The 11043-nt window shown below is 70.5% G+C and carries 13 protein-coding genes; 8 read left to right on the top strand and 5 right to left on the bottom strand.

The features are described from left to right. Together VGD44_RS21775 and VGD44_RS21770 are read right to left on the bottom strand one after the other, a co-directional pair. A partial coding sequence (locus tag VGD44_RS21775) for a M23 family metallopeptidase (RefSeq protein WP_331090481.1) occupies nt 1-802 on the bottom strand: 802 nt, incomplete at its 3' end. A 39-nt stretch (nt 803-841) separates the two neighbouring features. Continuing rightward, nucleotides 842-1585 (bottom strand): sulfotransferase domain-containing protein, encoded by a 744-nt coding sequence (locus tag VGD44_RS21770; RefSeq protein WP_331090480.1) that lies wholly within the window; start codon nt 1583-1585, stop codon nt 842-844. A 113-nt stretch (nt 1586-1698) separates the two neighbouring features. On the opposite strand from VGD44_RS21770, the gene rfbF reads away from it, so the two are divergent. From rfbF to VGD44_RS21740, 6 genes are all read left to right on the top strand, one after another. After that, nucleotides 1699-2466 (top strand): glucose-1-phosphate cytidylyltransferase, encoded by a 768-nt coding sequence (gene rfbF / locus VGD44_RS21765; RefSeq protein WP_331090479.1) that lies wholly within the window; start codon nt 1699-1701, stop codon nt 2464-2466. Beyond that, the gene (gene rfbG / locus VGD44_RS21760; protein WP_331090478.1) at nt 2454-3509 is read left to right on the top strand and encodes a CDP-glucose 4,6-dehydratase; all 1056 of its coding nucleotides are present in this window, start codon (nt 2454-2456) and stop codon (nt 3507-3509) included. Before rfbF ends, rfbG begins: the two co-directional genes overlap by 13 nt. Further along, nucleotides 3506-4747, top strand: a complete 1242-nt coding sequence (locus VGD44_RS21755) for a class I SAM-dependent methyltransferase (protein ID WP_331090477.1) — start codon at nt 3506-3508, stop codon at nt 4745-4747. The genes rfbG and VGD44_RS21755 overlap by 4 nt, the downstream gene beginning before the upstream one ends. After that, on the top strand, nt 4747-5280 hold the full coding sequence (gene rfbC / locus VGD44_RS21750; protein WP_331090476.1) for a dTDP-4-dehydrorhamnose 3,5-epimerase: 534 nt from the start codon (nt 4747-4749) through the stop codon (nt 5278-5280). Before VGD44_RS21755 ends, rfbC begins: the two co-directional genes overlap by 1 nt. Then, a complete protein-coding gene (locus VGD44_RS21745) occupies nt 5277-6227 on the top strand; it encodes an NAD(P)-dependent oxidoreductase (RefSeq protein WP_331090475.1) in 951 nt (316 codons plus the stop codon). Before rfbC ends, VGD44_RS21745 begins: the two co-directional genes overlap by 4 nt. Before the next feature lie 81 nt (nt 6228-6308). Then, nucleotides 6309-7052: a class I SAM-dependent methyltransferase gene (locus tag VGD44_RS21740; protein ID WP_331090474.1), complete on the top strand. Its 744-nt coding sequence runs from the start codon at nt 6309-6311 to the stop codon at nt 7050-7052. A gap of 7 nt (nt 7053-7059) precedes the next feature. Here VGD44_RS21740 and VGD44_RS21735 read toward each other — a convergent pair whose 3' ends face one another. The 3 genes from VGD44_RS21735 to VGD44_RS21725 all read right to left on the bottom strand — a co-directional run bounded on the left by VGD44_RS21735 (nt 7060) and on the right by VGD44_RS21725 (nt 10365). Further along, a complete protein-coding gene (locus VGD44_RS21735) occupies nt 7060-9372 on the bottom strand; it encodes a tetratricopeptide repeat protein (protein ID WP_331090473.1) in 2313 nt (770 codons plus the stop codon). Nucleotides 9373-9448: 76 nt separating this feature from the next. Then, nucleotides 9449-9709 carry a SemiSWEET transporter gene (locus tag VGD44_RS21730; protein WP_331090472.1) on the bottom strand — a complete coding sequence of 87 codons (261 nt, stop codon included), beginning with the start codon at nt 9707-9709 and terminating at the stop codon, nt 9449-9451. 5 nt (nt 9710-9714) lie between these two features. Continuing rightward, nucleotides 9715-10365 (bottom strand): sensor histidine kinase, encoded by a 651-nt coding sequence (locus VGD44_RS21725; protein WP_331090471.1) that lies wholly within the window; start codon nt 10363-10365, stop codon nt 9715-9717. Nucleotides 10366-10480: 115 nt separating this feature from the next. Here VGD44_RS21725 and VGD44_RS21720 point away from each other — a divergent pair, with 115 nt between their 5' ends. Both VGD44_RS21720 and VGD44_RS26560 read left to right on the top strand, forming a co-directional pair. Beyond that, nucleotides 10481-10948, top strand: coding sequence for a VOC family protein (locus tag VGD44_RS21720; protein WP_331090470.1), 468 nt, complete (start codon nt 10481-10483; stop codon nt 10946-10948). Nucleotides 10949-10981: 33 nt separating this feature from the next. Next, nucleotides 10982-11043, top strand: a 62-nt coding sequence (locus VGD44_RS26560) for a hypothetical protein (protein WP_414694709.1), incomplete at its 3' end; no start/stop codon positions are given.

The following is an 11043-nucleotide window of genomic DNA, read 5'->3' as shown; positions in this document are numbered from 1 at the left end:
CGGGGCCCTTCAGCTCGATCTCCACGACGTCGCCCGGCAGCAGCGCGATGCCGCGGGCGTACGCCACCAGGAGCGGCGAGGCCGCCGTGACCGGGGCGAGGCGGCCGGCCTCGAGGTCGGCCATGCCAAGCTGAACCTCTGTGAACCCTGCATTCAGCACCGCCCCTGCCCGATAGGCCACCTTCGCCTGGACGTCGGGCCGCCAGAGGCTCGCGCGCGCGCCGCATGCCGGAGCGCTGTCCGGCGCGAAGGGATCGACGGCCTGGCCGTTGTGCCGGACGGTGAAGTGCAGGTGCGGGAACTCGGTGTTCCCGGAGAGCCCCACCCGTCCCAGGGGCGCCCCCGCGGCGACCACATCATCCTTCTTCACGCCGATGCTGCCTTTGGCCATGTGGCAGTACTGGGTTTCCCAGCCGTCCCCATGATCCACGACGACGCCGTTGCCGCACTCGGCGTTGGCGACGGACGCCGCGCCCGGGTCGCGGATCGAGACGTCGGCCACCCCATCGCGCAGGCGATCCACCCGCCCGGCGGCGGCGGCGACCACGGCCACCCCGCGTCGCTGGGCCGCCATGTCCGGCACCCGGATGTCGATGCCGTTGTGCGTGTCGTAGGTCATCGTCCCGCACCGGTAGTCCTTCACGCCCGGCCCCGGGTCACGGTCGACGTAGTGCTGGATCTCGCAGGACCGGCCCAGCTCGCAGGCCAGCGGCAGGCCGAGGCTTGGACGGCCCGGCGCGGACGCCGCCGGCGGCGAGAGCAGCGCGGCGAGGGCGGCGGCGGAGAAGGCGGCGAGCTTCATGGCGGAACCCTGCCGACGGCGGTGGACGAAACTGTGGCCCTAGCCGAACTGGACACCCGTCATCTCGGCCAGCCGCCAGGCGTCGGCGGCATAGACCCGGCGCAGGTGCTCGATGTCGGCCACCGCGAGCTCGGACGGGTAGGCCATCTCGCGTCCGACGTGGACCTCGCGCGGCGCCGGCGCGGCCGCCCGCGGCAGGCCAAGGAAGGTCCGCACGCGGGCCAGCGCCGGCCCCGGATCGGCCCGCAGCTCGTCGGACTTCAGGAAGAGGAGCTGCCTGCGCGGGAAGAGGCTGACGAGGCGCTCGGCCTGCTCGCCGTAGAACCCTCGCTCAACGTACGAGAACTCGCGGTGATGGGCCCAGGGCTCGGCGGCGAACAGCCGCTGCCGGCCCTCGCGTATGCACCAGGCGAACGGCGCCGTCTCGGCGCCGCGCGCGTACTCCATTCGCCAGTGCGACCAGGCTCGCTGCACCGGGTCGCGCAGCACCATGATCAGCTTCATGGAGGGGTTGTAGGCGGCGATGCGCTCCAGGCTGCCCGGCCAGTAGGCGTAGATCGGCGTGGCCTCTCCGCAGGGCCGCCCGGCCGGCGCCGGGAAGCGGGCGTGGTAGGCCGCATAGTCAGGCCGCGTCCAGTCCTGGGCCTCGTCGTCGAAGAAGTGCAGCTCCTTCACGTCGGGCAGCGCGATGTCCGGATAGTCGCCCAGGTAGTCGAAGAGCGCCGTCGTCCCGCCCTTCTGGACGCCTGCGATCAGGAAGGTGACAAGGGGCGGCTCGGCCATGGTGTCCCTTCCTCCGGCGCCTGGTTTTCTGCAAGGGGCTTCTGGGGCGCCGCGCGAGCGGTTAAGAGGACTCACGCAGGCGGCGCGCCGGATGGGCGCGAAAAGGGAGCTACATGAAGACGGTGATCCTGGCCGGCGGCCTGGGAACGCGCATCTCCGAAGAGAGCCACCTGAAGCCCAAGCCGATGATCGAGATCGGCGGCCGGCCGATCCTCTGGCACATCATGCGGCTCTACGCCCACCACGGCTTCAACGAGTTCATCGTCTGCCTCGGCTACCGGGGCTATGTGGTGAAGGAGTATTTCGCCAACTACGTGCTTCATAACGCCGACCTCACGGTCGACCTGGCGAGCGGCGCGATCGAGTACCACGCCACCAATCACGAACCCTGGAAGGTCACGCTGGTCGAGACCGGGGCCGAGACCATGACTGGCGGCCGCCTCAAGCGCGTGGCGCACTACCTCGACCCCGACGAGCCGTTCTTCCTGACCTATGGCGACGGCGTGTCGGACGTGGACCTCGGCGCGCTGCTGAAGTTCCACCAGGCGCATGGCAAGGACGCCACGATCACCGCCGTGGCGCCGCCCGGCCGCTTCGGCGCGCTGGAGATCAGCGAAGGCCGCGTCGACCGCTTCGTGGAAAAACCGCCCGGCGACCAGGGGCTGATCAACGGCGGCTTCTTCGTGCTGAACCCCTCGGTCATCGACCGCATCGACGGCGACCCGATCGTCTGGGAGCGCGAGCCGCTGGAAGGGCTGGCGGCCGACGGCCAGCTGATGGCCTACCGCCACGACGGGTTCTGGGCGGCGATGGACACGCTGCGCGACAAGAACATCCTCGAGGGGCTCTGGGCCTCCGGCGAGGCGCCGTGGCGGCGGTGAATCCGGGCTTCTGGGCCGGCAAGCGGGTCCTCCTGACCGGCCACACCGGCTTCAAGGGCGCCTGGGCGTCGATCTGGCTCTCGAAGATGGGGGCGAAGGTCACCGGCCTCGCCCTGCCGCCCGACCAATTCCCGGACCTGTTCACGCTGGCCGGCATGGCGGACCGCGTCGAGTCGCACTTCGTCGACATCCGCGACGGCGCCGCGCTGGCCGCGGCCCTGGACGGCCGGACGTTCGACGTCGTGCTGCACATGGCGGCCCAGGCCATCGTTCGCACTTCGGTCGAGGACCCGCTCGGGACCTTCGACACCAATGTCATGGGCACGGCGCGCCTGCTGCAGGCGCTTCGCAGCCAGCCGGTGCTGCAGGCGGTCCTGACCATCACGTCCGACAAGGTCTACGCCAACAACGACACCGGTCGCGCCTTCGTGGAGGGCGACAACCTGGGGGGCAAGGATCCCTATTCGGCCTCGAAGGCCGCCACCGAGATCGTCGTCCAGAGCTTCGCGAAGAGCTATTTCCCGAACGTGGCGGTCGCCACGGCCCGCGGCGGCAACGTCATCGGCGGCGGCGACTTCTCCCGCGACCGGCTGGTGGCCGACATCGTGCGCGCCGCCCGCGCCGGCGAGGCCGTCGTGCTGCGACATCCCGAGGCGACGCGGCCGTGGCAGCACGTGCTGGATTGCCTGGCCGGCTACTTCACCCATCTCGAAGCGCTGGCGACGCGGGCCGAGACGCCGCGCGCGCTCAACTTCGGCCCTCGGCCGGGCGGCGCGGACGTCACGGTCGGCGAGCTCGCCAGCCTGGGCGTGGCGGCGCTGGGCGGCAAGCCTTGGGTTCACGAGCCCGATCCGACGTCGCTGGAGGCCAGGGCGCTCGCCATCGACGCGAGCCTCGCCCGCGCGACCCTGGGCTTCGAGAGCCGGCTCGAGGCGCCCGAAGCGGTCGCCCTCACCATGAACTGGTATGCCCGCCAGGCGGCCGGCGAGGGCGCGCTCGCCTTGTGCCTGGAGCAGATCGAGGGCTACCAAGCGCGCCCATGAACGCTCCGCCCCTCTGCCGCTTCTGCCGCGCCCCGCTCTCGCGCACCTTCCTGGACCTCGGCGACCAGCCGCTCGCGAACAGCTACCTCACCGCCGAGCAGCTCGCCGCCGGCGACGAGCCGATGTTCCCGCTGCACACCCGCGTCTGCGACCGCTGCTTCCTGGTGCAGGCCGACCACGGCGTGCCGGCCGAGGCGATCTTCGACGCCGGCTACGCCTACTTCTCCTCGTTCTCGCCAGGCTGGGTGGAGCACGCACGGCGCTACGCCGAGGCGATGATCGAGCGGTTCGACCTGGGGCCGGAGTCGCTGGTTGTCGAGGTGGCCAGCAACGACGGCTACCTGCTGAAACATTTCCTGGCGAAGGACATTCCCGTCCTCGGCATCGAACCCACGGCCAACACCGCCGAGGCCGCCCGGGCCATCGGTGTGCGCACCGACGTGGTGTTCTTCAACGCCGATACTGGCCGCAAGCTGGCGGCCCGCGGCGACCAGGCCGACCTGATGGCGGCCAACAACGTCCTGGCCCACGTGCCCGAACTCAACGCCTTCGTGGGCGGCTTCGGGCATGTGCTGAAGCCGCAGGGCGTGCTGACATTCGAGTTCCCGCACCTCCTGAACCTGATCCAGCTGGTGCAGTTCGACACCATCTACCACGAGCACTACTCGTACCTGTCGCTGCTGGCGGTGGAGCAGGTGCTGGGCGCCCATGGCTTGCGCGTGTTCGATGTGGAGCAGCTGCCGACGCACGGCGGATCGCTGCGGCTGTTCTGCTGCCACCAGGCCGCCGGCCACGAGGAAACCGACGCCCTTCGCGCCGCCCGCGCCGCCGAGGCCGACGCCGGGCTGAACCGGCCCGAGACCTACGACGGCTTCGCCGCCCGCGTAGACGCCGTCTGCGAGAGCTTCCGGACGTTCCTGCAGGCGGCGAAGGATGACGGCAAGGCGGTCGCCGCCTATGGCGCGGCCGCCAAGGGCAACACCTTCCTCAACCACTGCGGCGTCACCAGCGACGACATCGTCGAGGTCTACGACGCCAACCCGGCGAAACAGGACCGCTACCTGCCCGGCAGCCACGTGCCGATCCGCGCGCCGGATGCGGTCAAGGCCACGCGGCCGGACTATGTCGTCATGCTGCCGTGGAACCTGAAGGACGAGATCACCCGGCAGCTCGCCTTCATCCGGGAGTGGGGCGGACGCTTCGTCGTCGCCTCGCCCGAGACGAGGGTCCTGGACTGATGCGGTTCGTTCCGACGGGGATCGCGGGCGTGGTCCGCGTCGAGGCCGAGCCGCAGGCCGACGACCGCGGCCTGTTCGCGCGGCTGCATTGCCCGGAGGAGTTCGCAGCCGCCGGCATCCCGTTTGCGCCCGTCCAGACCAGCGTGTCGCGCAATCCCATCGGCGGGACCCTGCGCGGGCTGCACTACCAGGCCGCGCCGCACGCCGAGACCAAGATGGTGCGCGTGACCCGCGGCCGGGTCTTCGACGTGGCCGTCGACCTGCGCGCCGACAGCCCGACGCACCGCCGGTGGACCGCGGCCGAGCTCTCGGCCGAGAACCTCGTCGGCCTCTTCATTCCCGAGGGCGTGGCCCACGGCTTCCTGACCCTCGAGCCCGACAGCGACGTGCTCTACCAGATCGCGCCGGGCTATCGGCCGGGCTACGAGGCCGGCGTGCGCTGGGACGACCCCGCCTTCGCCATCGACTGGCCGGCGCGACCGCAGCTGATCTCGCCGCGGGACGCCGGGTATCCGGATTATCCGCGCGCATGAGCGTCCGGATCCTCCTCACCGGCGGCAGCTCGTTCACCGGCGTCTGGATCGCCGAGGCGCTGGCGGCCGCGGGGTTCGAGGTGGTCGCCCCGCTGCTGCGCGCGCGAGACGCCTACGAGGGCGTCCGCCGCGAGCGGGTGCTGCGGCTGGAGCGATGCGCGACGGTCCAGTTCGAGCGGCCGTTCGGCTCGGACGCCTTCCTGAAGGACCTCTCCGGGCTCGGGCGGCTCGATGTCCTCGCCCACCATGCCGCGCACATCACCGGCTACCGCGATCCCGCATATGACGCCCTGGACGGTCTCCGACGGAACACCGAGGGGGCCCAGGCGGTGCTCCGGACGTTTCGCGAGGTCGGCGGGCGCGCCGTCGTGCTGACGGGCAGCGTCTTCGAGGCGGGCGAGGGCGGCGAGGCGAGCAGCGCGGCAGTGACGCCGTACGGCCTGTCGAAGACGCTCACCAGCACCGCGTTCGCCTACTGGGCCGGTGAGGCGGGCCTGCGGTTCGCCCGGTTCGTGATCCCCAGCCCCTACGGCCCGCTCGAGGAGCCGAGGTTCGGCTGGTACCTGTTCCGGACCTGGTTCGCAGGCGCCGTCCCCGTGGTGAAGACGCCGCTCTATGTGCGCGACCATGTCGCGGCATGGGGACTCGCGGAGGCCTATGTGCGCTGCGTTCGCGACGTCCTGGCGGGCCCGTCGCAGAGCCTGGTGGCGCGCCCCTCCGGGTGGATCGCCACCCAGGGCGAGTTCGCCCTGCGCGTGGCGGCCGAGGCCGGCCGGCGGCTCGGCCGGGACCTGCCGGTGGAGCTGTCGGAGCAGACGCAGTTCGAGGAGCCCCGCGTGCGGGTCAACGGCGACACCGCGTTGGCGAGCAGCGTCGGCGACGTGGCGTTCTGGGACGCATATGTCGCCTGGTACGAGGACCTGCAGGCCCGAGGCGCGCTCACCTAGTCGGCCCGGCGGAAGATGGCGGGCCCGGCATTCTCGTCTATAGGCCTCTGACCCCAGCCACCTCGTCGACAAGGCGCCCAAGTGTTGCAGCCCCCCCTCTATCGCAGCCGGTTCTTCTGGGGCGTCAACGACCCCGACGGGTTCGACAAGGGCCTCGACGGCCTGGTGTCCGCGGCGCGCGTGAAGCAGGGCTGGTTCATGAGCGACAACATGATCGCCTTCGGCCGCAACCTGGGCTTCCTCGACGACGCGCCCTTCCGCAAGGCCTGGGAGACCCACGCCAAGACGCAGAGCGAACGCGGCATCGTCTGGCGGAGCCATGTGGTGGTCTGGGCGGCGCGGCGGGCCCTGCGGCTCGAAGGCGATTTCATCGAGTGCGGCTGCTACAAGGGGACCACCGCGCGCATCATGGCCGACGTGGTCGACCTGACCGATCGCCAGCTCTACCTGTACGACCTGTTCGAACACGACGCCTCGATGGTCCACCACGCGATGCCCGAGCATGGGCCGGACCTCTTCGAGTTCGTGAAGGCGCGCTTCCCCGAACCGAACACGCACGTGATCCGTGGCTTCGTACCCGAGAGCTTCGAGCAGGGCGTGCCGGACCGCATCGCCTTCGCCCACATCGACATGAACAACGCGCCGGCCGAGATCGCGGCGCTCAACGCCATCGAGGATCGCCTCGTGCCGGGCGCGATGATCGTGCTGGACGATTTCGGCGCGATCCCCTACCGGCGCCAGCATGTCGCCGAGACCGCGTGGTTCGGCGAGCGCGGACGCTTCGTGCTGGAACTGCCGACCAGCCAGGGCCTGGTGATCTGGTGACCCCCGGTCAGCCCGCCTGAGCCGCTTGCGGCGCGGGGCTGCGCGACCTAACCGCCGTCTCGACGGCCTCGTAGAAGTCGGCGGCCCAGGCCTGGTCCTGGCCCAGCGGGCTGTTGCGCATCCGCGTCCGCATGCCCGCCCGCAACTCGGCGATGCGCGCCGGGTCAGAGGCGAGCTGGACGGCGACCTCGATGTACTGCTCGACCGACCGGGTCGCGAGCTCGGGCAGGCCCACGTTCTGCAGCACCGAGTAGCTGAGCCGCTCGTAGGGCGCCGGCCCCACCAGGGAGACGCAGGGCGCGCCCATCCACAGGGACTCGCAGGTCGTCGTCCCGCCCGTCTGCGGGAAGGTGTCGAGCGAGATGTCGATCCGGTTGTAGTGGGGCAGGTGCACGCCGCGGACGGCCTGGAACTCGATGCGGTCGCCGCTCACGCCTTCCAGCGCGAAGGCCCGGCGGATGTTCTCGCGGAACGACTCGGAGCTGCCTTCCGGGCGGATGAAGAGGAAGCGCGATCCCGGGCAGCTGGCGAGGATGCGGGCCCAGGCGCGCAGCACCTCGCGCCCGTGCTTGTGCGGCTGGTTGGCCGTGCCGAAGGTGACGTAGCCGTTCCGCGCCACCGGCGGAACCGGATCGGCCGCCGGCTCGTCGCGGAAGAACGAGCGGCTCAGCGGATACCAGGCGTGCTTGAGCATCAGGGGCTTCTCCATGAGAAGCCGCGGGTCCTCGGGCGCGATGAAGGGGTCGCAGACGAAGTAGTCGATAGCCGCGAGGCCGGCTGAATGCGGATAGCCCAGCCAGCTCGCCTGCACGGGCGCCGGGCGATAGGCCATCACCTCGAGCTTGTTCATGTGGGTCGATCCGCCAAGCTCGATCAGGATGTCGAGCTGGTCGGCCGCGATCCGCCCCGCAGCCTCCTCGACGCCCACGTTCGGCCACCAACGGTAGCCGGTGATCCGGCTCGCCATGTGCTTCTGCGCCGCGTCCTCGGCGCCCTGGTAGAACGAGTAGGCAAAGACCTCGAAGCGGTTGCGGTCGAAGTGATCGAACAGGGGCAAGGTGAAGTAGCCGACCGGGTGCTGGCGTAGGTCGGACGACATGAAGCCGACCCGGATCTTGTCCGTCGCCGCGCGGGGCTGCGGCCGCGGAAGGCTCAGCTTGGCCGCCGACGCCTCCACCGAGCGGCCCCACATGCGGTGCTGCTCGACGAGTTCCAGACGGTCCTCAAACGTCCGCACGCGCGCGAGCTGCTTGAAGAGCGCCGCGTGCCGCCCGCTCCTGGCCCAGGCGCGCCCGAGCGTGGTGAAATCGCCGATCTCCTCGAGGGCGTCGAAGTCGCAGACCCGCGCGAAGATCTCGCTCATGATCTTGTTCGCGCCCTCGCTGAACTCGCCCTTGCGGGGCATGAGCTTGCGCGCGAACTGGTAGGCCCGCTCGATGTTGTCGCCCTCGTCGCCGGTGCGGGTGCGCTCCAGGCTCTCGGCGTAGAACACCGCGTATTCGAGGTTCCGGGGATCGAGGCGGCAGGCCTCCTCGAGGAACGTGTTCGCCCGTGCGCGGTCCCGATCGGCGATGGCGAGGCCGAGCTGGTGCGGAATCCAGGCGGCGTTCGGGCGCCGGGTGCGCAGACCGGCCAGGAACTCCTCCGCGCGCGCGTGCTGGCCCAGCCGGCGCATCATGATGGCCTTGGCTTCGAGTAGCCGGTCGCTCTCCGGATTGGCGGCGATCGCCTTGTCGACGACCTCCTCGGCCTCGGCGTTGCGGAGCGCTTCGCTGAGCGTGCCGGCGATGTCGAGCCACGCCTCGACGTTGTCGCGCTTGACCGTCACCGCCTGCCGCAGGCGCACCAGGGCCGGCTCGGTCTTGCCCTGCTTGCCCAGCGCGCGGCCCAGCTGGCGATGGTAGTCGCTGTTGCGGGGCTCGACGCGCACCAGCTTTGCGAAGATGGCTTCCGCCTTGGCGTACTCGGCCGCGTCCAACAGGACGTTGCCCAGGTTCGTCTGCGCGGCCGGGGACTTGGGATTGAGCCGGATCGCCTTTTCCAGGACCGCCGCGGCCTCGGTCAGGCGCCGCAGGCGCCGCAGCACGACGCCGCGCGTGTTCATCAGCTCGAAGTCGCGAGGATGACGCTCCACGCCCATCGCGGCGTAGGTTTCGCCCTCCTCGAAGCGGCCGGCGCGGTAGAGCTGCACGACGAGGATCCGATAGACCTGAACGGCGCGGGCCGGATCTTCGGTCACGGCGGCGATGAGGTGTTCGATCGCCTCGTCCCGGCGGTCCGCCTGGAGCGCCGCCTGCGCCGCATTCAGTCGATCGCTCATTCCGAAGCCTTCAAGCCCTTGGTCGGCCCCGACTTACGGCGCGTGTCGCGCTATGACTAGGGCCGCGCGGTCGCAGCTAGGGGGAGAAGCGCCATTTCAGGGCCAGGATCGTCGCGGCGAGGGCCAGGCAGACAATGTTGGCGGCGGCCACAGGCCAGCTGCCGATCATCAGGCCGTAGGCTGTCCAGAGGCTGAAACCGGTCACGGTCACGGCGTACATCCGGAGCGACACCGAGGCGGCGTCGCGTTCGCGCACGATCTTGGCGATCTGCGGCACGAAACTGGTCATCGAGCACAGGGCGGCGCCTGCGCCGACGAGGTCTGCGGCGGAGGGCATGGGCCTCAGGCCCGGCGAGCTTGGCTGTCCATAGGCACGCTAACGGCGATCCGCACGCCGGGTTGCCCTGACGAGGTCTCGAGCCGCCCGCGAAGCTGCTGGGCCATCAGTTGCGCCACGGTGAGACCGAAGCCGGCCTTGGAGGCCGCGGGATCCAGGCCGACACCGTCGTCGGCCACCGTCAGCTCGAAGCCGTCGCCCGTGCGGCGCAGGCCTACGCGGACGCGGCCGTTGCGGCCGTCGGGGTAGGCGTGGCGCAGCGCGTTGCTCACAGTCTCGCTGACCAGCAGGGCGATCGGCGCGCCGTGGCGGCCGGGAATGACCACGCTCTCGAGGTCGAGGTCGATGTCCACGCCCTCGCGGCCGGCCGAACCGGCGAGGTCGCCCACGATCTCGCGAACCAGGCCAGCAAGCTCCACCTCCTCGGCCTCGTCCGACCAGGTGACGTGGCGGTGCGCGACGCTGACGGCCGCCACCCGGAGCTGGACCGCGCGCAGCGCCTGGCGGGCTGCGTCGTCGGTGACGCGCCGGCCCTGCAGCATCACGATCGAGGAGATCAGCTGCAGCGTGTTCTTGACGCGGTGCTCGGCCTCACGCTGCCGCTCCGCATGCCGCTCGAGGACGTACTCGGGGCTCTCGTCGCTCGGACTGGCCATTCCGTCTCCCGTGGTCGGCCGACGCCGTCACTCTACCCTAGGACGGGCCCCACGACGTTGCGACTCCGCGTCGCCGCTCGTTGAACATGGTATGCTGGCTGCGGAGGCGATCCCCATGCTCACGCTGGACCACGTGGTCATGCCTGTCCGCGACGCGCAGGCGACGCTCAAGTTCTACACCGAGGTTCTGGAGTTGCCGCTCGTCGAAGCGTTCAGCGGCGACGACTGGGACGGCTACCCTTGGTTGATGATGATCTTCAGCCTGGGCGGCAAGCAGGAGCTGGTGGCCGTGGCGCTGAAGGGCGCTCCGCAGCCCGACTATCGCGGCGTACCCGTGGATGCGCGGCACTACGCGCTGGCGGCGGCCAGTGAGGCCGACCTCGACCGCTGGCGCGGCAAACTGGCCGAGGCGGGGGTCGACCACTGGGACGAAGTCCACGGCGAGCAGAGCTCGATCTACTTCCCCGACCCCGACGGGGTGATCTTCGAGATCACCTGGCCGGCGTCGAGGGTGCCGAAGTTGGCCAACCCGTCGGCCCTTGAGGCGGTGCGCCGCTGGGTGAAGGGAACGGTCGCGGCTTGACCCGACGGGGCGCCCGCGCCAAAGCGGCGCCTCATGAACATCCTGCTCGTTGGGTCCGGCGGCCGCGAACATGCGCTCGCGTGGAAGATCGCGGC

The sequence above is a fragment of the Phenylobacterium sp. genome, from assembly GCF_036402295.1.
Taxonomy (GTDB): domain Bacteria; phylum Pseudomonadota; class Alphaproteobacteria; order Caulobacterales; family Caulobacteraceae; genus Phenylobacterium.
The sequence above is the reverse complement of the archived record's forward strand: the minus strand, read 5'-3'. Positions and strand labels throughout refer to the sequence as shown.